General features: G+C 59.2%; 15 protein-coding genes and 1 tRNA gene. 11 read left to right on the forward strand and 5 right to left on the reverse strand.

Going from position 1 to position 20,281, the window contains the following annotated elements:
- Nucleotides 1-5 precede the first annotated feature (5 nt).
- The 6 genes from ACHZCJ_RS01685 (at nucleotide 6) to ACHZCJ_RS01710 (ending at nucleotide 7,105) form a co-directional block, all read left to right on the forward strand.
- Nucleotides 6-722 carry an arylesterase gene (locus tag ACHZCJ_RS01685; RefSeq protein ID WP_159643329.1) on the forward strand — a complete coding sequence of 239 codons (717 nt, stop codon included), beginning with the start codon at nucleotides 6-8 and terminating at the stop codon, nucleotides 720-722.
- Between the two features lie 160 nt (nucleotides 723-882).
- Nucleotides 883-2,088: a toxic anion resistance protein gene (locus tag ACHZCJ_RS01690; protein WP_159643327.1), complete on the forward strand. Its 1,206-nt coding sequence runs from the start codon at nucleotides 883-885 to the stop codon at nucleotides 2,086-2,088.
- Between the two features lie 6 nt (nucleotides 2,089-2,094).
- Nucleotides 2,095-2,808: a hypothetical protein gene (locus tag ACHZCJ_RS01695; protein ID WP_159643325.1), complete on the forward strand. Its 714-nt coding sequence runs from the start codon at nucleotides 2,095-2,097 to the stop codon at nucleotides 2,806-2,808.
- Between the two features lie 258 nt (nucleotides 2,809-3,066).
- Nucleotides 3,067-3,654, forward strand: coding sequence for a carboxymuconolactone decarboxylase family protein (locus ACHZCJ_RS01700; protein ID WP_321323356.1), 588 nt, complete (start codon nucleotides 3,067-3,069; stop codon nucleotides 3,652-3,654).
- Between the two features lie 11 nt (nucleotides 3,655-3,665).
- Complete coding sequence (locus tag ACHZCJ_RS01705) at nucleotides 3,666-4,937, forward strand: cytochrome P450 (RefSeq protein ID WP_321323357.1); 1,272 nt, start codon at nucleotides 3,666-3,668, stop codon at nucleotides 4,935-4,937.
- Nucleotides 4,938-5,056: 119 nt separating this feature from the next.
- Nucleotides 5,057-7,105, forward strand: coding sequence for a catalase (locus ACHZCJ_RS01710; RefSeq protein WP_321323359.1), 2,049 nt, complete (start codon nucleotides 5,057-5,059; stop codon nucleotides 7,103-7,105).
- 157 nt (nucleotides 7,106-7,262) lie between these two features.
- Here the strand turns inward: ACHZCJ_RS01710 and ACHZCJ_RS01715 are convergent.
- Together ACHZCJ_RS01715 and ACHZCJ_RS01720 are read right to left on the reverse strand one after the other, a co-directional pair.
- Nucleotides 7,263-7,336: transfer RNA gene (locus ACHZCJ_RS01715), tRNA-Gln, on the reverse strand.
- Nucleotides 7,337-7,374: 38 nt separating this feature from the next.
- The gene (locus ACHZCJ_RS01720; protein ID WP_321323360.1) at nucleotides 7,375-8,055 is read right to left on the reverse strand and encodes an SOS response-associated peptidase; all 681 of its coding nucleotides are present in this window, start codon (nucleotides 8,053-8,055) and stop codon (nucleotides 7,375-7,377) included.
- Nucleotides 8,056-8,168: 113 nt separating this feature from the next.
- Here ACHZCJ_RS01720 and ACHZCJ_RS01725 point away from each other — a divergent pair, with 113 nt between their 5' ends.
- Both ACHZCJ_RS01725 and ACHZCJ_RS01730 read left to right on the forward strand, forming a co-directional pair.
- Nucleotides 8,169-9,281 carry a Ppx/GppA phosphatase family protein gene (locus ACHZCJ_RS01725; RefSeq protein WP_159643315.1) on the forward strand — a complete coding sequence of 371 codons (1,113 nt, stop codon included), beginning with the start codon at nucleotides 8,169-8,171 and terminating at the stop codon, nucleotides 9,279-9,281.
- On the forward strand, nucleotides 9,278-9,952 hold the full coding sequence (locus ACHZCJ_RS01730) for an RlmE family RNA methyltransferase (RefSeq protein WP_321323363.1): 675 nt from the start codon (nucleotides 9,278-9,280) through the stop codon (nucleotides 9,950-9,952). The genes ACHZCJ_RS01725 and ACHZCJ_RS01730 overlap by 4 nt, the downstream gene beginning before the upstream one ends.
- On the opposite strand, the gene ACHZCJ_RS01735 is transcribed toward ACHZCJ_RS01730, so the two are convergent.
- The 3 genes from ACHZCJ_RS01735 to ACHZCJ_RS01745 form a co-directional block, all read right to left on the reverse strand.
- Nucleotides 9,949-10,734 carry a DsbA family protein gene (locus ACHZCJ_RS01735; RefSeq protein WP_394700005.1) on the reverse strand — a complete coding sequence of 262 codons (786 nt, stop codon included), beginning with the start codon at nucleotides 10,732-10,734 and terminating at the stop codon, nucleotides 9,949-9,951. The two genes, ACHZCJ_RS01730 and ACHZCJ_RS01735, sit on opposite strands and share 4 nt — an antisense overlap.
- An 85-nt stretch (nucleotides 10,735-10,819) precedes the next feature.
- Nucleotides 10,820-12,220, reverse strand: a complete 1,401-nt coding sequence (locus ACHZCJ_RS01740; protein ID WP_394700006.1) for a M48 family metalloprotease — start codon at nucleotides 12,218-12,220, stop codon at nucleotides 10,820-10,822.
- A gap of 119 nt (nucleotides 12,221-12,339) precedes the next feature.
- Nucleotides 12,340-15,099 carry an Rne/Rng family ribonuclease gene (locus ACHZCJ_RS01745; protein ID WP_321323365.1) on the reverse strand — a complete coding sequence of 920 codons (2,760 nt, stop codon included), beginning with the start codon at nucleotides 15,097-15,099 and terminating at the stop codon, nucleotides 12,340-12,342.
- 521 nt (nucleotides 15,100-15,620) lie between these two features.
- Here ACHZCJ_RS01745 and ACHZCJ_RS01750 point away from each other — a divergent pair.
- The 3 genes from ACHZCJ_RS01750 to ACHZCJ_RS01760 all read left to right on the forward strand — a co-directional run bounded on the left by ACHZCJ_RS01750 (nucleotide 15,621) and on the right by ACHZCJ_RS01760 (nucleotide 20,148).
- Nucleotides 15,621-16,865, forward strand: coding sequence for an N-acetylmuramoyl-L-alanine amidase (locus ACHZCJ_RS01750; RefSeq protein ID WP_321323367.1), 1,245 nt, complete (start codon nucleotides 15,621-15,623; stop codon nucleotides 16,863-16,865).
- Nucleotides 16,866-16,974: 109 nt separating this feature from the next.
- The gene (locus tag ACHZCJ_RS01755) at nucleotides 16,975-19,503 is read left to right on the forward strand and encodes a PBP1A family penicillin-binding protein (RefSeq protein WP_321323368.1); all 2,529 of its coding nucleotides are present in this window, start codon (nucleotides 16,975-16,977) and stop codon (nucleotides 19,501-19,503) included.
- 21 nt (nucleotides 19,504-19,524) lie between these two features.
- Nucleotides 19,525-20,148 carry a GNAT family N-acetyltransferase gene (locus ACHZCJ_RS01760; protein WP_321323370.1) on the forward strand — a complete coding sequence of 208 codons (624 nt, stop codon included), beginning with the start codon at nucleotides 19,525-19,527 and terminating at the stop codon, nucleotides 20,146-20,148.
- Nucleotides 20,149-20,281: the final 133 nt, after the last annotated feature.

Genomic DNA, 20,281 nt, shown 5'->3' on the forward strand with positions numbered 1-20,281 from the left:
ATCCGATGTTGAAGAATTTTATTACATATGGGTTCACACTGGCGTTTCTGCAACTTCTGATCGCTTGTGGCCCTGCCGCGGACGAGCAGCAAGCTGTTCGAGAGGACGTAGCAGCGGTTCCGGCGGACATGGGCGGCGATCAATCCGCAGCGACAGAAGAGGCCGAATTTCTGGTCGTCGCCTTTGGCGACAGCCTCTACGCCGGCTATGGCCTGGACCCGAAAGAAGGCTTCGCTCCCGAGTTGCAGGCCGCTCTGAAGGCGGCGGGCAAGGACGTTCGGGTGCACAATGCCGGTGTTTCGGGTGACACCACGGCCGCCGGGTTGCGGCGGATGGATTTTGTCCTCGACAGCCTGGAGCGGAAGCCGGACCTGGTCATATTGGGACTGGGTGGCAACGACATGCTGCGCAGCCTGAAACCGTCGGAAACCCGCGCGAATATGGAGGCGATGGTTAGGAAGCTGCAGGATCGCGATATAGCCGTCATGTTAACCGGTATGTTGGCTCCGCCCAATCTGGGCGCAGAATTTACCGATGAATTCAATGTCATCTATCCGGCACTCGCCAAGAAATATGATGTCGCGCTCTACCCGTTTTTCATGGACGGGGTCTTCGGAAATCCAGAACTCTTCCTGCCTGATGGCCTGCATCCTACCGCCGAGGGCATCGATGTCATCGTCGGCAAGATCACACCGCAGGTGGCGGAATTGCTGGAAGGCTGAGCCTTGTAGGATAATGGAAGAATTGGAAGCATGTTGCGCGGGTCCGCAAAAACTGTATTATATTAATAATACAGCAGTTGAAACGCTTGAAACGCGGGGCATTTGCATCCATTTATAGAGAAAGCCCCGCACTGGTGCCGGGGCAGGGAGGCTGAACAGAATGGCGACCGAAACAATCACCGCGACCGACGAACTGAAATTGACTCCGCCTGATCCGGTGGTTCCCGTCGCACCCGAAAAGGCCGCTGGCCTGGTGCCGGTCGGTGACGAAATAAAATCGAAACTGGAAGAAAAAGTCGACAGTTTTATCGCAGATTTGATCGCTCAGGACGAAAATAGTCCCGAATTCGGCAAGAAAGTGGACCAGATTACCAATATGGGCCGCAAGGAAATCGCCGAAGCGGCGGGCCAGTCCAACCGCTTTCTCGATCGTCCGATCCGGTCGATGGACGAGGAAAGCGGTATTGGCTCCGATCTCGCCGAATTGCGCCGCACGGTCGAGGATCTCGATCCGGGCAAGCGGGGCAATCTGACAACCAAGAAGAAGCTGTTCGGCATCATTCCGTTCGGCAACAAGATGCGCAATTATTTCGATGGCTATAAAAGCGCGCAAGGCCATATCGGCTCGATCCTCGACCGGCTTCGTTCGGGGAAAGACGAATTGCTGATGGACAATGCGGCGATTGACGTCGAGCGCAAAAATCTCTGGGCGGCGATGGGCCGGCTGGAGCAGATGATCCACGTTTCCAAGGTCATGGACCAGAGGCTGGAAGACAAGGCTGCGGAACTGGACGCGATCGATCCGGCCAAGGCCAAGGCGATCCGCGAAAGCGCGCTTTTCTATGTCCGCCAGCGGACCCAGGACCTGCTCACCCAGATGGCGGTGACCGTGCAAGGCTATCTCGCTCTCGATCTCGTCAAGCGCAACAATGTCGAACTGGTCAAGGGCGTTGACCGGGCGAGCACCACCACCGTTGGCGCGCTGCGCACCGGCGTGACCGTGGCCCAGGCGCTGACCAACCAGAAGCTGGTTCTCGACCAGATCAGCGCGCTCAACACCACCACCGCTGGCGTGATCGACAGCACCAGCGAAATGCTGAAGAACCAGACCGGCCAGATCCACGAGCAGGCCGCGTCGTCGACAATCCCGCTCGAAACGCTGCAACGCGCCTTCCAGAATGTCTATGACACGATGGACAATATCGACACGTTCAAGCTGAAAGCATTGGAAAATATGAAAACGACAGTCAACTCCCTGTCCGGCGAGATCGAGAAGTCGAAAGGCTATATCGCGCGGTCGGAAGGGCAGGCGAAGGCGCAGCTTGAAGCGCCATCCGAAAACCCCCTGACAGCGCTGGAGGAATAGAGGCTGGTGCCAGAGACTAATCAGCAGATATTGGACAGCGCCAAACGGGCGTTGCAGGATTCGCAATTCCGGCGGTCGATCGGCAATCGCTCCCATCAACTGAAACGCGGCCATTTTTTCAAGAAACTGGGCCGCGCGGCGATATGGACCGCCGCTGTGCTGGTTGGAGCCAGCGTGATTGGCGGGATATTGAGCGGCATTGGTTTCTGGGGTGTGATGATTTCTGCCGGTTTGATCGCCGGCGGCATCTGGGCGTCGATGAAATTCCCGAAAATGAAAATCCCGACGCCGGAAACGATCGTAAAGTCCGACCTCAAGTCCTTGGCAGGCAAGACAGAAATCTGGCTGGAAAGCCAACGTCCGGCTCTGCCTGCGCCCGCGGTGCAGATCGTCAACGGTATTGGCGTGCAGCTGGATATGTTGTCGCCGCAACTCAACAAGCTGAACGAGGGCGACGCAGCCGCTTATGAGGTGCGCAAGCTGGTTGGTGAACATCTGCCCGAACTGATTAACGGTTATAAGGCGATACCGCCTTCCATGCGCGGAAAGGCCAATGACAGCGGCAAATCGCCCGACGAACAGCTGATCGGCGGTCTGTCGCTGATCGAAAAGGAGATTTCGGGTGTTACCCAGCAGATTGCCAAGGGTGACATCGACAATCTCTCGATCCGCGGCCGCTATCTAGAACTCAAATATGATAAGAGCGCCGAAGCGGAATAGCGCCAGTCCAGAGGCTCACAGCTGATCGCGGATCGTGCGGCATAGCGTGAGAGTCTAACCGTTTTGTCCTGCCTGAGACGCTTGGGCAGAGGCTAGCGGGCGGCAACCTGCAAATGGCCGGTTTAGCCCGCAGATATGATCCGAACGTTCCAGGCAATGCGTGCGCTCGCCCGATCCTTCTCCAAATCGACAGTATCGGGCCGCGCGAAAAGACCTAGCATAGGCAAAAAATATCATTGTCGGATTGGAGAGGATCGGATGAGCCGGATATCGAAACTGCCGCCGGAGGAATGGGATCCGCGGATCAGGGATGCTGTCAATCCCGATGCCGCCACCGATCTGGAGCAGGGGCTGGTCCGCTATTTCGCCCATTGCCCGGAACAGGCGATCGGTCTGATGCAATTTGGCGGCGCGCTCAAGGCAGGCCGCAGCCTGCCGGAGCGGCTGGTCGAACTGGTCCGGCTCCGTATCGCGTTCTTCAACCAGTGCCGCAGCTGCATGGCGATTCGCTACACCGATGCCGTCAATGACGGCGTCGACGAAGGCGCGGTCTGTTCGCTGGAAAAACCGCAGGAAGCCGACGATCTCAGCGATGCAGAGAAAGCGGCCATTCACTATGGCGAGCTGATGGCCACCGATCATCTGGTCATTGACGACGCGGTCCATGCGGGCTTGCGAGAGTATTTCAGCGAAGCGCAGATCGTCGAACTGGGCATGACCTGTGCCTTTTTCGTTGGCTTTGGCCGGCTGGCAGCGACCTGGCACATGGTCGATGAACTGCCCGAAGCGTTCCGGAAAGCCGAGCGTATTGCGCCGTGGGGCGAAGAGAAAATTCAGGTGCGTTAGGGAGAAACAACATGGCAACCAAGGCTGATCTTGATATCAATCTGTTCGATGCAGAAACGCAGAAATGCCCCTATGATGCCTACAAGACGCTGCGCGATGAAGCGCCGGTCTACAAACAGCCGGGCACGGATATTTACGTGATTACCCGCTATGAGGATGTCCGCCGCGTCCTGCTCGATCCGACAACCTTTCCGAGCAGCCCGAAAAAATTTGCCGCCTTCAACAAGACCGGTGCGACCGAGCGGCAACAGGTGGTGCAGCAGCGTTTCAAGGACAAGGGCTGGCTGCCGGAACCGACCCTCTCGAGCCGGGATGATCCCAATCACAAGCAGATGCGGGCGATGTTCAACGAGGCTTTCAAGCCGAGCAAGATCAAGACCATGGATCCGCTGGTCGAAAATCTTGCCTACGAACTGATCGACGGCTTTATTGACGATGGCCAGTGCAACTGGGTGAGCCAGTTCGCCGTGCCGTTGCCGCTCTATATCATCGGCGAGCAGATGGGTGCGCCGCGCGAGGATATGTGGAAGATCAAGAGCTGGACCGATGCCTTCTTCCACCGCATTTCGATGATGCTGGACGAGGAAGCCGAGCTGGAAATGGTCGACCGCGAGATCGAGGGGCAGCATTATTTCCATCCCATTTTTGAGCGGCTGCGCCAGCAGCCCGATGACAGCCTGCTCAGCGAGCTGGTCAACCGGGTGATCGAGGAATGGGGCCGGCCGCTCAACGATAATGAACTGCACGCCGAGATGATGGCGGACACATTTGTCGGCGGTAGCGAGACGACGACCAATGCGCTGGCTTCGGGCCTTCGCTTGCTGATCGAGAACAGGGACGTCTGGGAGCAGCTGAAAAGCGATCCCGACAAATATATGAAGACCTTTGTCGAGGAAGTGGTGCGGCTGGAGTCGCCGGTACAGAGCCTGATGCGATTTGCCGGCGAAGAGGTGGAGATGCACGGCGTTACCATCCCCAAGGGTGCGTTGCTTAATATCCGCTATGCCGCTGCCAATCGCGACGAGAGCGTGTTCGAATGTCCCGAGAAAATCGATCTCGAACGCAAGCGCGCCGGGGCTCATATGGGCTTTGGCTCCGGTGTGCACCACTGCCTCGGCGCGCCGCTCGCCCGGCGCGAGCTGATCTGGGGCTTCACCGCTGTGGTCGACCGGTTCGAGGATATGTGGTTCATCGAGGGCAAGAATGATTTTGCCATTCACCCGCACTTCCTGCTCCGCTCGCTCAAGGAACTGCATATCGGTTTCACACCGAAGGCGCGCTGAGCCCGACTGAATATCGGCACATAGGAGACGATCTTTTTATCGGCTGTTCCGGTGAACCATCTCGCTCAACCTGCGTAGGTCTGGGAGAAGAGATATGTTCCCCAACGAAGGAAAAGCCCATGAAAGACCTGAAACTTGGCGAAAACGGCGAGCCACGCCAGACCGCAACCGGTGACGATGATATCATGACCACGCAGCAGGGTGTGCCGGTGTCGGACGACCAGAACAGCCTGAAAGCCCATGCCCGCGGCGGCACGATGCTGGAAGACCAGGTCATGCGGGAAAAGATTTTCCACTTCGACCATGAACGCATCCCCGAGCGCGTCGTCCATGCGCGCGGCTATGGCGTGCACGGCCATTTCGTGCTGACCGAGGCGATCCCCGAATTGTCCAGCGCCGATATTTTTCAGCGGGTCGGAGAGAAGACGCCTTTATTCTGCCGCTTCTCGACGGTTGCCGGCAGTAAGGGCTCTCCCGATGTGGCGCGCGATGTGCGCGGCTTTGCCGTAAAATTCTACACCAAGGAAGGCAATTGGGATCTGGTCGGCAATAATATACCGGTCTTCTTCATCCAGGACGCGATCAAATTCCCGGATCTTATCCATTCGGTCAAGCCGGCGCCCGATCGCGGCTTTCCGCAGGCGCAGAGCGCGCATGACAATTTCTGGGACTTCATCTCGCTAAGCCCGGAATCCATGCATATGGTGATGTGGGTGATGTCCGACCGGGCCATCCCGCGCTCGCTGCGTTTCATGGAAGGTTTCGGCGTCCATACCTTCCGCCTGGTCAACGCAGACGGCAAATCCCATTTCGTCAAATTCCACTGGAAGCCGAAGCAGGGCATGCAGTCGGTGGTCTGGAACGAGGCGCTGAAAATCAATGGCATGGATCCCGATTTCCACCGCCGCGATATGTGGGATGCGGTCGATTCCGGCGATTATCCGGAATGGGAACTGGGCGTGCAGGTGTTCGACGACAAATTCGCCGACGAGTTTGAATTTGACGTGCTCGACCCGACCAAGCTGATCCCGGAAGAGCAAGTGCCTGTGAAGATCATCGGCAAGATGGTGCTCGACAATAATGTCGACAATTTTTTCGCCGAGACCGAGCAGGTGGCGTTCTGCACCCAGAATATCGTGCCGGGTATCGACTTTACCAACGATCCGCTGCTGCAGGGACGGAATTTCTCCTATCTCGACACGCAGCTGAAGCGGCTCGGCAGCCCCAATTTTACCCATATTCCGGTCAATGCGCCGAAATGTCCGGTGCGCCATTACCAGCAGGACGGCCATATGGCGATGACCAACCCCAAGGGGCGGGTCAATTACGAGCCGAACAGCTGGGACGAAGGCGAGGGGCCCCGCGAGGATCCGGCCAAGGGCTTCAAAAGCTATCCGGAAGAAATGGACGGCACCAAGCAGCGCGTCCGCTCCGAGACTTTTGCCGACCATTATAGCCAGGCCCGGCAATTTTATATCAGCCAGACGCCGATCGAGCAGGACCATATTGCCGCCGCGATCACCTTCGAACTTTCCAAGGTGGGCAAGGCGGCGATCCGCGAGCGGATGGTGGGTCATTTGCGCAATATCGACGATGATCTGGCGAAAAATGTCGCCGACGGCATCGGCATGGATAAGCTGCCCGAGAAGATCAAACCCGCGCGCAAGCCCGTGGATGATCTCCCGGCATCGGATGCGCTCAGCATGCTCAAAAATCCGCCGGAAAGCTTTTCGGGTCGCAAGCTCGGCATCTATATCGCCGAGGGCGGCGATGCCGACCTGGTCGAGGCGCTGAAAAAGGCGGTCGAGGATGAAGGCGGCACCACCGCGATCATCGCACCGCGTATCGCTGGCGCGAAGCTGTCGGACGGCAAGATGATGCCGGCGGACGAAAAGATAGACGGTGGCCCGTCTGTTGTGTTTGATGCCGTGGCGCTGGTCATGTCCGAGGATGCAGCCGAGAAACTGGCGAGCAACAAGCCGAGCCAGGATTTCGTCAGCGACGCCTTCGCCCATGTGAAGTTCATCGCTTATTCCGTAGGGGCCATGCCGCTGCTGAAAGCGGCAGGGATGGACGACGGTGTCGTGGAAATCGGCGCGACGAAGGACGCTGCGGATTTCCTCGCCCAGTGCCGGCAATTGCGCCACTGGGACCGGGTCTCGGGCTAATAGCGCGCTTTATCGGCGGCGCTGTGGCGCGACAAGAGAACCATCGAAGCGACAAGCGATCAAACGTTTGTCGCTTCGTTGCGTTTCGGCCCAACGGCATAGCCTGAAAGAGACCATTAAAGCGCTGCCAAGGCGAAACGCATGATGTGGGAAAAACTGGATCCCCCGTGAGGATTCGAACCTCAATTGACGGAGTCAGAGTCCGTAGTCTTACCATTAGACGACAGGGGAGTGCCGGTGCGCGGCAATAGGCAGGGATAAGTCTGCGGTCAAGCTTTTTGCTGGTCTTCTTCTGCGATTGGTTGCAGCAGTTCGGGGCCATTGTTGCGGATGCTGTTGACCAGACTGGAAATCCGCGTCGTTGCGAGTTCGCCCTGAAAGCTTTTTGCCAGCGTTTCCGCCTCTTTCCAGCCACCGTCCATCCAAGTGTCGATGTCGGCCTGCTCGAGAATGGCGGGCGCGCGGTCATGGATCGGCGCGAAGGCGGGCGGCGCGGCGGTGGTGATGACCGCATAGCTGTTGATGTCGAGCCGGTCATTGTGCGTCCACAGGCCGGCAAGCAGCATCGGCTGCTGATCGCTGCGCTCGACCTTATAGGGTATCTTCTCTGCTCCGGCGCGCTGCCATTCGTAAAATCCGGACACCATGATGATACAGCGACGTTCCGCCAGCAGCGGCTTGAAGGAAGGCTTCTCCGCCAGGGTCTCGGCGCGGGCGTTGATCATCTTGGCGGCAAATTTTCTGTCGCGCGCCCAGTGCGGAACAAGGCCCCAATGCATCAGTTCGAGCCTCCGGCTGCCGTCACCGGCGACGCACACCGGCACCCGCTGGGTCGGGCAGATATTATAATTGGGCTGGAAATTGCTTTCCGGAGGCGGCTGGACGATCGCCAATATGTCGCGATATTCCGCCCAGGTCAGTTCTTCGTGGCTGAATTTGCGGCCGCACATGCAATTTTCCGTTCGACTTGGTTACCGCCCCTTGCGTCTCAGCCGCTGCGGCGTTATCTTCCCCGGCAAGTACCGGCGGTATTATCCGATCCGGAGAACATAAGAGTACGGTTATGGCGGATCAAGCATCCCCATCGCCGCTAGATACAAAAGGCGGATCATCCGCAAGGAAATCCCGCCCGAATCATGCGGCGACACATAATGGACAGAGTCGAGTTGCGCCTCCTGTTCACGCAGGCAACGGCCGCTGGCCCAAGTTGCGGTCCTATGCAGCAATCGATCTGGGCACCAACAACTGCCGCTTGCTGGTGGCAAAACCGTCGTCGGACGGTTTCATTGTCACCGATGCCTTCTCGCGCGTTGTGCGTCTGGGCGAAGGACTGGTCGAAACCGGAAAAATCAGCAATCGCGCCATGGACCGTGCGGTCGCCGCTTTGTCGATCTGCGCCGACAAGCTGCGGCGTCGCAATGTGACTTTGGCCCGCTCGGTGGCGACCGAAGCCTGCCGGCGTGCCAGCAACGGCGACAAGTTTATCGAACGGGTGCGCCGGGAAACCGGCATTGCGCTCGATGTAATCACGGCGGAAGAAGAAGCACGGCTGGCAGTGCTCGGCTGTCATATCCTGCTCGAACCGGGCAAGGGACCGGCGCTTATCTTTGACATTGGCGGTGGTTCAACGGAACTGGTGCTGGTTGATACCAGCGGCTCGGCGCCGGAAATTCTCGACTGGCAGAGCGCCCCCTGGGGTGTGGTTTCGCTGACCGAGAGCGAGAAATTCGATGGCGACGATCCGGTTGCGCGCCGCCAGGCCTTCGCCGCGATGCGGGCCCGGGTCACTGACAGTTTTGCGGAATTTGCCGCGCGCTTGCCGCGGCTCGACCAGTGCGACTATCGTCTGCTCGGCACCAGCGGGACGGTGACCACCTTGGCCAGCCTGCATCTGAAACTGCCGCAATATGACCGCAAGGTGATCGACGGTCTTATCGTTCCGACGGAATCGATGCGGGAGATCAGCACCATGCTGGCCCATGCGTCGCCGCAGGAGCGGGCGGACATCCCGTGTATCGGCCGCGAGCGTGCCGATCTGGTCGTCGGCGGCTGCGCCATATTGGAATCCATCCTGGATATCTGGCCGGCTAGCCGTGTCGGCGTCGCGGACCGGGGCATTCGCGAAGGCATATTGCGCTCGCTGATGTCGGCAAATGAACGGAGTCCGGCACGATGAGCAGGGGCAGGTCGGGAACCAGACAAAAAGTCAAAACCGCCAAGGGCCGGAAAATCGGTTCGACGCGCTGGCTCGAGCGACAGCTCAACGACCCTTATGTCAAACAGGCGAAAGCCGAGGGCTATCGGTCACGCGCCGCTTACAAGCTGCTGGAACTGGACGAGCGCTTCAAGCTGGTGCGCAAAGCCAAAGCAGTGGTCGATCTCGGCATAGCGCCGGGGGGATGGGCCCAGGTGATACGAAAATTCGCGCCCAAGGCAGCGGTGGTCGGTATTGACCTGCTCGATGTCGATCCGATCGACGGGGTGACCATTTTCAAGATGGACTTCATGGATGATGCCGCACCGGACCTGCTGATCGAAGCGCTCGGCAGCGCGCCGGATCTGGTATTGTCCGACATGGCTGCCAATACGGTGGGCCACCAGCAGACGGACCATTTGCGAACCATGGGGCTGGTCGAGGCCGGTGCCTATTTTGCGGTTGAAAATCTGCAAAAGGGCGGTGCCTTTGTCGCCAAGGTGCTGGCAGGCGGGACCGATAACGAGTTGCTGACTTTGCTCAAACAGCATTTCGAAGTCGTCAAACATGCCAAGCCGCCGGCCAGCCGCAAGGGATCGTCCGAATGGTATGTGATTGCCCAGGGTTTCAAGGGCAGGGCGGAAGACGCCTAGTTTGCAGCGCGCGCTTTCGCGACCATGGCTTTCAGCCCGTCATAACCAACCGCGCCGACTTCCGACTGGTTGCCGACCACCCAGGCCGGCGTGCCGGTGAAACGCAACTGTTGCGCGGCAGCAATATTGTCCTCGATCTCCTTCTTGGCTTCCGCAGAGGCGATGAAGGTGCGCGCGGCTGCCATATCGAGACCGACTTCATTGGCGGCAGCCTCGATGGTTGAGGGTGTCGGGCGTCCGGTGGCGAACATGGTCTTGTGAAAGGCATAATATTTGCCCTGCTTGGCCGCGGCCAGCGCCATCAGCGCGGCGTCGTTGCTGGCCTCGCTGAGAATGGGCAGTTCGCGGAACACCACTTTGACATTCTTGTCTTCGGCAATCAACCGGGCGATATCGCGTTCCGTCTGCTTGCAATAGGGGCAGTTGAAATCGGAATATTCGACCACCACCACGTCGCCATCGGGATTTCCGGCAAAGGCATTGCCGGCGAAGGGCTTTTCGATTTCTTCCCGAATCGTATCGATCGCGCCTGCCTTCTGGCGGTTCTGCAATATTTCAACCGCCTCGGGAATGATCTCCGGATTGTTGAGAATATAGTCGCGGACAATGGCCTCGATCGCTTTCTGCTCCTGGGCATTGATCCCCGCCGCCAGCGCGGCTTCGCTGGCCGCTTCGGTCGAGGCGCTGCTGCCGGTCTGCCAGAACCAGACACTCACTGCTGCCGCTATGGCCAATCCGCCACCCGCCATAATCATCCACTTTCTGTTTGAAATATTGTCCACAATCGGGTTCTTTCCTTGAAGCATGGCATTGGCCATGGCCGCCCGCCTTGTCCAGCCCAAACGGTGCGGACCGGCGCATCACGACTTAACGGCGGCGGTTGTTCTTTTCAAATTCGGCCTTGGCGATGAAGGATATATCCTGCGCCCGGATCCAGTCGGGGGTGTTTTCAGGGATGCCGGACATGGCAACCTGGGAGCTGCGGATGGCGCCGGCATAATTGCGCTCCAGCAAAGCGCTTTCCGCCGTCGCCAGTTGTGCCCGCGCCAGATCGCCTTTCTGGGAGTAGACCACGCCCAGCTGATACCAGGCGAAGGGATTGCGGTTATCCTTGTTCACCGCCGCTTTCAGGACCTGCGCGGCCTCGTCCAGATATTGCGGATCTTCGGTGGCGATCAGGGCGTGGCCAAACAGGCTGGCAATCAGTGGCTGGTTGTTGGTTAGCCGAACCGATTTGCGCAGCGATTTCAGAGCGCCGTCGGGATTGCCGGATTCGAGCAGGATCTGGCCGTGCAGCTCCAGAAAATAGGGGTCGTCCGGCGCCGTCTTGAGCAAATTATTGGCTTCATAGAGCGCCCGGTCCGGATAGGCGCTTTTGTGCCAGGCATAGGCGCGCGCATAGCGGGCAGGAACCGACTGGTCGCTTTCAGGATATTTACGCAAGGTCACGGCAGGGTCCGAGGTGAAGCCGAGCAGCTTGGCCTTGACCCGCTGGAACCGGGCTTCGATCTCCGGATCGGACGGTTTGTCCCAGGCCGGATCCTGTTGATAGACGTCGCGGAGCAGAGTGACCCGCTCGCCGGACAGCGGATGGGTCCGCCCGTAGCTGTCCTCTTGCGGTATGCCGAGCCGGAATTCGTAATTTTGCAGCTTCTTGAAAAAGTTGATCGAACCTCTGCCGGATATGCCCGCGGCACCGAGATAGCGGGCGCCGGCGGAATCGGCGGACCGCTCCTGTACCCGGCTGAAGGCGAGGAATTTGCCCATGGCGGCTTGCTGGCCAGCGGCCAATATGCCCATACCGGCGTCACCGGCTCCTGCGGCGATGGCCGCCGCGCCGAGAACGAGGCTGAGAATGGTAATACCGGTCGCGGTTTTCGCGCCCTCGTCAAAGCGGATGATATGGCCGCCGGTGATATGGCCGAGCTCGTGCGCCATAACGCCTTGCACTTCATTGGCGCTGTCGGCTGTCTCGATCAGACCGGAATAGAAATAGATGCGCTGGCCACCGGCGACGAAAGCATTGATCTGGCTGTCGTTGATCAGGACAACCTCCACTTCGTCCGCATCCAGTTCGGAAACAGCCACCAGCGGCGCAACCATGTCGGTGAACAGGGCTTCGGTTTCGGCATCGCGCAAGATCGACTGGGCTGCGACGGGTTGGACGGCGATTGATAGGATCGCCAGAAAGGCAACCATCAGGCGGGACAGCCGGCCTGTGGCGGGCAGACCGATGCGGGAAAATGAAACAGCAAAAAAATTGCGCATGAAATTCCTTAGCATGAAAGTCTGGCTGGAGCCCTTTCTTCTGCCATTAACTGGCTGAACGGTGGATGAAAATCATGATGTTCCCGCCAGAAACATCTGGCGGGAACATCAAATTCCAGTCATCCAAAGGTGCGCTGCCACCAGCCCTGGCGCGGAGTTTCCCCGTCATCGGATTCCTTCGCGTTACTTTCGGGCGCCTTGACGTCCTCTTTTGGCTTCGCTGCGGTTTCCTTCGCGGGTTTGGCTGCAGCTTCTTCCTTCGGTTTGGCCGCCGCTCTTGGCTTCCGCGGCTTGGCAGGTGCCTTTGCCCCGGGTTCTTTCTCCCTGGTCGCTTTCGGCGCTTCGGTTGCAGCCTTGTCAGCATTCTCGGCACTGTCCGTTTTTTTCGCCCGCGATCGCGTCGCACGTTTCGCCGGCGCCTTCTTCTCGGCTGTGGCGTCCGCTGTCTCGCCTGCGGCTTCTGCAACAGGTGCATCGGCTGCCGGCTTGGCCTTGCGCGGTGCGCGGCGCCGTTTCGGCTTCTCTTCGGCTTCCGGCTCGGCGCTCGCTGCCGGCTGCTCGGCCGGGGCTTCGCTCTTGGCAGAGCGGCGTCTGGCGCGCGGCTTGGCTTCGGCCTTCTCGCCGTCTGCAGCCTCGCTATCCGCTACCGGCTCGGCATCGGCCTTGCGGGCGCTGGTACGGCGCGAGCGTGGCTTGGGCTTTTCGGTCTGCTCGCCGGCATCGCTATTTTCCGGTGCCGCTGCTGTCTCGCCCTTGTCATCGGCGCCCTTGTCGCCGCCATTGTCATCGCCGGAGGTTTCAGCGGTTTTTTCGCCGTTATTCTCGGATGTATTGGCTTCGCCGCGATCACCGCCCCGATTGCGTCTGCCGCGCCGACGCCGTTTGCGCTTCGGTCGTTCCTCGCCATCATTGCGGTCGCCGCGGGCATCGCTTCCGCTATTGTCCGTGTCGTCGCTCCGATCATCCTCGTCATCATCGATAATCGGCTCGAACTTCGGCATATTCTTCGGCGGGCTGCCGGAGGTCTGGATTTCCATCCGCGCGCCCTCGGTTTCGCCGTCCGGTACGATCTCGATCGAGACGCCGTAACGTTTCTCGATATCCTCGATTTCGTGACGCTTGCTGTTCAGCACATAGATGCAGGCTTCCTGGCTGGTGCGCAGGCTGATCTGGCTGGCCTTGCCCTTGGCGGCCTCTTCCTCGAGCAGACGCAAAACCGACAGCGCGGCAGAGGATGCCGTCCGCACCAGTCCGGTGCCTTCGCAATGCGGGCAGACCTTTGTGGAAGCTTCGAGCACGCCGGTGCGCAGGCGCTGGCGACTCATTTCCATCAGGCCGAAGCTGGAAATCCGTCCGACCTGAATCCGCGCGCGGTCATTTTTCAACGCATCACGCATCGCCCGCTCGACCTTGCGGACATTGCCGTTGCGGTCCATGTCGATGAAATCGATAACCACCAGTCCGGCCATGTCACGAAGGCGCAGCTGGCGCGCGATTTCGGCTGCGGCTTCCATATTGGTCTTGACCGCGGTTGCCTCGATGCCGTGTTCGCGGGTCGAGCGGCCCGAGTTGATGTCGATCGAGACCAGCGCCTCGGTCGGGTTGATTACCAGATAGCCGCCGGATTTCAATTGCACTTCCGGCGAGTACATGGCCGAAAGCTGGTCCTCGACGCCATAGCGCTGGAACAGCGAGACCGGATCGGCATAGCTTTTCACCCGCTTGCTGTGGCTCGGCATCAGCAGTTTCATGAAATTCTTTGCCGCCGTATAACCGTTGGCGCCCTCGACGAGCACTTCCTCGATCTCGCGATTGTAAATATCACGGATCGCGCGCTTGATCAGATCGCTGTCGCTGTGGATCAGGCTGGGGGCAGTCGCGCTCAGCGTCTTTTCGCGGATTTCGTCCCAGAGACGGGCGAGATAGTCAAAGTCACGCTTGATTTCCGGTTTGGTGCGGGACAGTCCGGCGGTGCGGACGATGCACCCCATGCTGGTCGGCAACTTCAGGTCTGCGATGATCGATTTCAACCGCTTGCGATCGCCAGCGTTATTGATTTTGCGGCTGATCCCGCCACCGTGCGAGGTGTTCGGCATAAGCACGCAATAGCGTCCGGCGAGGCTGAGATAGGTGGTGAGCGCTGCGCCCTTGTTGCCGCGTTCTTCCTTGACGACCTGAACGAGGACGACCTGCCGCCGCTGGATAACGTCCTGGATCTTGTAGCGCTTGCGCAGGGCCATGCGCTTCTGGCGGGCCTGGTCGCTGGCCTTGGGCATGCTGCCCTTGCCGCGGCCCTTCTGGCGACCACCGCGACCGCGGCGACCGCCGCTCTTGGCCTTGGTTTCGCCTCCGGCTTCTTCACCGTCGTCCGAAGATTCGTCCTCGGACTCATCATCCTCGTCCTCGTCTTCGTCGTCGCCATTTTCTACCGGGATTTCGCCTTCGGTAACGTCGATCGTATCGACGCTTTCGTCCTGGTCGACTTCAACCAGCGCAGTGTCGAGTTCTTCGGTGGCTTCGCTGCGCACCATATCGGCGGGCGCGTCATCCTCTTCCTCTTCCTGCGCGCGCAGCGCGGCCTCTTCAGCCGCATGCTCGGCTTCTTCGGCCAGCAGCGCTTCGCGGTCTTCTCTCGGAATCTGGTAATAGTCGGGGTGGATCTCGGAAAAGGCGAGGAAACCGTGACGGTTGCCGCCATAATCAACAAACGCTGCCTGCAGCGAGGGTTCGACCCGGGTAACTTTTGCTAGATAGATATTGCCTTTAAGTTGTTTGTGCTCGGAAGATTCAAAATCGAATTCCTCAATCTTGTTTCCTTTTACGACCGCTACCCGGGTTTCTTCCTGGTGGCGCGCGTCGATTAGCATGCGCGTAGTCATTCAATAGTCTCCTGGCAGGGAGCGCCGGATCAGAGCCCGGCGGGTCCATGCAATATAATGGGGATGACGTTTTCGTGCGCGCGATCCTTTGATGAGGGGCGGGCGTCGTCATCCGGTTGATTTGAAATATTTCAGATAAAAATGCGTCTGCAACAACCGCATGGCTCTGGCCGTTAGCCAAAGTCTTTCCGCGCATGGAAGCGCCTCCTGAACGGAGAGCCTCTAAGCCGGAGATTTCATGCCTCATGTTGCGTCAACCTGGTAGATGCCGAATGATTTCCGGCATTTAGTCGAACCAATTCCGGATTCTTTCCGAACAGTTCAACAGCTGTGCTAGCACTGCTCGCGCGGATCGGCAACACAAACTGTGACAGGCTGGAAACATCGCCGAGAATAGCTGACTTCGGCGAAACATGCCTAATGGCCCGTTAACCGCGTCATTTTACGGCGCCTTACGAAAGCATCCTTAATGCCGTCTTCACTCCGATTTGCGGGGTGAAATCAGCAGGACGCCGTGATCTATGAAAATTGACTGGACCAAAAAGGCACACCGGATGCATAAGCGGACCATGGCTCTGGTAACAATATTGGCGTCGGCACTGGCCACCGTTTCTCCAGCTCATGCAGGCTCTGTCAGCCGGATCGAGGCCAATGGCTCGCAAATTACGATCTCCTTTGATGATCTGGTAGAAGGGGCCTCTGCCTTTTCGCTGATCGGGCCGGACCGTATTGCCATTGACGTGCGTGGCGGCAAGGCCGGGCGCGGCGGCTACGCAACCGGCATGATCAAATCGGTCCGCCAGGGGCAATATGATCCCGATACCGCACGGATCGTGTTTGATCTGGATCGCCCGGCCGTGGTCACGAGCGGCAGTTTTTCGAAAGACGGAAAAAGCCTGAACCTGAGTCTGAAGCCGGTAGGCCATGCCCAGTTGGCGAGTGGACGGCTGTCCTTTCTGCCGCCGGCACAGTTTCGTGCCGAACCGCCGAAGACCAAATATAGTGTGAAAGTGCCGCTGGGAAAGCCCGAGGATTCGGTCAAGTTGCCGAAAATCTATGGCCCCAGCGATCCGAACCGTCCGCTGGTGGTTATCGATGCCGGCCATGGCGGTCATGACCCGGGGGCAATTTCTCCGCACGGAAGTGCGCGGGAGAAAAATGTCACGCTGGCCATTGCCAAAGCCATTCGCGACCGGCTGGTAGCCGGGGGCAGGGTCCGGGTGGCGCTGACCCGGGAAAAAGACGAATTTCTGGTGCTCGAAGAACGCTATGGCATTGCCCGCCGGCTCGACGCGGACCTTTTCATGTCGATCCATGCCGATGCCGCTGGCAGCGAGACCGCATCCGGTGCCACCGTTTATACATTGTCTGAAGTTGCTTCCGACCGCGAAGCGGCCAAACTGGCCGCGCGCGAGAACAAGTCCAATATCATAAACGGCGTCAATCTGGGTGGTGCGACGAAAGATGTGTCCTCGATCCTGATCGACCTGACCCAGCGCGAAACCATGAATGTCTCCGCGGATTTCGCTAAGTTGCTCCACCGCGAAGGCAGTCGGCAGATGCCGTTCCGCAAGATTCCGCACCGCTACGCATCCTTTGTTGTGCTCAAGGCTCCCGACACGCCGTCGGTTTTGTTTGAAACCGGCTATCTGACCAACAAGAATGACGTGGCCTTCCTGAATTCGCGCGAAGGCCGGAGCAAGGTTGCGTCCGGTGTCGCCAGCGCAATCGAGTCACATTTTGCCCGCAAACTGGCGATGCGCTAGAGCAAAAAAGCCGGACCGGTCTGCCCGCTTGTCCCACGCCAAGCGCAGGCGCGTTTTTCATCGATAATCGCTGGAAAATGGTTGCGAGCCGGTTTAGATAGCGCAGCCTATGGTAAATGATGCGTCAGATACGGCTGGAGAAAGTCTCGCCTACAAGCTCGAACGAAGCACGGGCAGTTTTTTCGAGCGGATCGAAAGATTCTGGCAGAAGAAATGGTTTCGGCTGCTTGTCGCTTTTCTCGTGCTATGTGTGCTGGGCTGGCTGCTGATCTGGCTGATTTTTGCGCGCGATCTGCCCGATGCCACGGCCTTGCAATCCTATGAGCCGCCGCTGCCGACAATGGTCCGCGCCTATGACGGTGAACCGGTGCACAGCTATGCGCGCGAGCGGCGGGTCCAGCTGGAATATTCGGAATATCCGGCGTTGCTGGTCCGCGCCTATCTGGCGGCGGAAGACCGTACGTTTTTTGAACATGGTGGGCTGGACTATCCCGGCATCGCGACCGCGATCGTCACCAATATCACCAGAAGTGGCCGGCCCGTCGGAGCGTCCACCATCACGCAGCAGGTGGCCAAGAACCTGTTGCTGAGCAGCGAAGTTTCCTATCGCCGCAAGGTCCGCGAAGCGATTCTGGCGTACCGGATCGAGGATGTGTTGACGAAAGAGGAAATTCTCGAACTCTATCTCAACCAGATTTTTCTCGGTCGCAATGCCTATGGGGTGCAGGCCGCGGCACAGGCCTATTTCGGCAAGGACGTCGACGCGCTGGCTCTGCATGAAATCGCCTATCTGGCGATTCTGCCCAAGGGACCGTCCAACTATCGTCCGGAAGTGCACGAACAGCGGGCGATCAACCGCCGCAACTGGGTGCTTGGCGAGATGCACGAGAATGGCTGGATCACCGATGCGCAGCATCAGGAAGCCATAGCCCAGCCGCTGGGCGCGATCTCGCGTTCCGGCCCCCGTTTCGAGCGGGTTGGAGGATATTTCATCGAGGAAGTCCGCCGCCAGCTGATCGAGAAATTCGGCGAGAACGAGAAAGCAGGTCCTTATAGTGTTTACTCCGGCGGTCTCTGGGTGCGCACGTCGCTGAACCCCGAACTGCAGGAATATGCCAAGGACGCGCTGCGCGGCGGATTGCTGCGCTATAGCAGCGGCAAGGGTTGGAGCGGTCCGATCAACAAGATCGAGATGGACGAGCAATGGGCGCAGCGTCTCGCGTCGACCTTCATCAATACCGATTATGCCAACTGGCGGATCGCGGTAGCCATCCGGCGGACCGGTGGCGGCGCAGAAATCGGTTTTACCGACGGGACCACGGGCCGGATAAATTCCGTTCCGGGCGCCTTGAAGGCTGGAGATATTATCGCTGTCAGCCCGCAGGGTGGTAGCCGCTACCGGCTGGAAAATGTGCCGGAGGTCTCCGGCGGGATAGTGGTGCAAAACCCGCGCAACGGCCGGATATGGGCCATGCAGGGCGGTTTCGACGACCGGATGAGTTCATTCAACCGGGCCACCCAGGCCGAGCGGCAGCCCGGCTCGACGATCAAGCCCTTTGTTTATGCGACGGCGCTCGATCAGGGCATGACGCCTGCCACATTGATTGCCGACAGCCCGTTCTGTGTCTACCAGTCGGCTTCGCTCGGACGCAAATGTTTCCGGAACTTCGGCAATTCGCGTGGCGCCGGCGAGCAGACCCTGCGCTGGGGTGTCGAGCAATCGCGTAACCTGATGACGGTGCGTGCCGCCAATGATGCCGGCATGGAGAATGTCGTAAAAACGATCAAGACCATGGGTATCGGCGACTATCAGCCCTATCTCGCTTTTGCCCTGGGCGCTGGCGACACTACGGTGATGAAACTGACCAATGCCTATTCGATGCTCGCCAATCACGGGCGCGAACTGCAACCGACGGTGATCGATTTTGTCCAGAACCGGCAGGGCGAAGTCATTTTCCGCGCTGACAAGCGGATCTGCGAGGATTGCAATATGAGCGACTGGGATGGCGAGCCGATGCCGCGTCCGCGCCCCGCGGGCAAGCAGTTGATGGATCCGATGACCGCCTATCAGATGATCGACATTCTCCAGGGCGTCATCACGCGCGGTACCGCGCAAAATCTGAAAAGTCTCGACCGGCCGCTGTTCGGCAAGACCGGAACGTCCAGCGGCCCGACCAATGTCTGGTTTGTCGGCGGTTCGCCCGACATGGTCGCCGGTGTCTATCTCGGCTATGACCAGCCGCGCAACATGGGCGGCTATGCCCAGGGCGGTACGCTTGCCGCGCCGGTGTTCCGGCGTTTTGCCGAACGGGCGATGGTGGGCATGCCGAAAACGCCGTTTGTCGCTCCCAAGGGCGTACGGATGGTGCGGGTAGATCGCAGGACCGGCAAGCGTGTGTTCGGCGGCTGGCCGACCGATGATCCCAAGTCTGCGGTCATTTGGGATGTCTTCAAGCCTGAAACCGAACCGCGCCGTTCGATCCGCAAGGATGAACTGCTGGCGAGGCTGGAAGCGCGCAAGGCGCAGCTGCTAGCCGAGCGGGCCGCTGCCCGGGCGCGCGCTCAGGAGGCCAATCGCAATCGTGGTCCGGCACAGAATGATGACGAATTCCTGCAGGCCGAAGGCGGTATCTATTAACAGCTACCGGCTCCAGTTCAGGTGCTGACCGCATCGGACATTGCGCCTGTCGAGGGGATCGACAGGGTCGGTCCGGAACATGCCGGACCGCTTGCGGCGATCACCGCCGACGCTTTTCGCGATGATCCGTTCAACAAATGGCTGTTTGGCGGTTTCGATCCGATGCAGCGGACGTTTCGCGCGCTTGCGCGACATCTCTACGCGCCGAACGGATTCTGCCAGATATTGCAGGAGCATGGCCAAGGCCTTGCGGCTGCGATGTGGCTATTGCCCGGTGACAAGCCCGATATGGCGATGAGCGGAATGGTGCAGACCTATTGGGGGCTGTTGGCCAGCGGCGGCTGGGGCGCGCTGATGCGGGGCAAGGCGGCCGGCGAAGCGATGGAAGGCCATCATCCCGGCGAGCCGCATGCCTATCTGTTTACCATCGGCGTCGCCGGCGCGGGACGGGGCAGGGGGCTGGGGCGACGTTTGATCCAGCCGGTCCTCGATGCCTGTGACCGCGCCGGCACGATGGCTTATCTGGAAAATAGCAATCCGGCCAATCGCCGTTTCTACAACAGCCTCGGTTTCGAGCGGGTGGAATTGTTTCACGCTCGGCCGGACAGTCCGCCATTGGAGGCGATGAAGCGGCTGCCCCAATAGGGTTGCGGTTTCGCCAAGCGAAGCTGCAATATTTGTGAAATATTTCTGTAATTCAAAAGTCATTGTGCGGCAGTAGAGGCCTTGTTCGAGCGATCGTACGGATATTTTTCCTGCGCAATCCACCTTGAACAAG

Source organism: uncultured Parasphingorhabdus sp. (assembly GCF_963677535.2).
Lineage (GTDB): Bacteria > Pseudomonadota > Alphaproteobacteria > Sphingomonadales > Sphingomonadaceae > Parasphingorhabdus.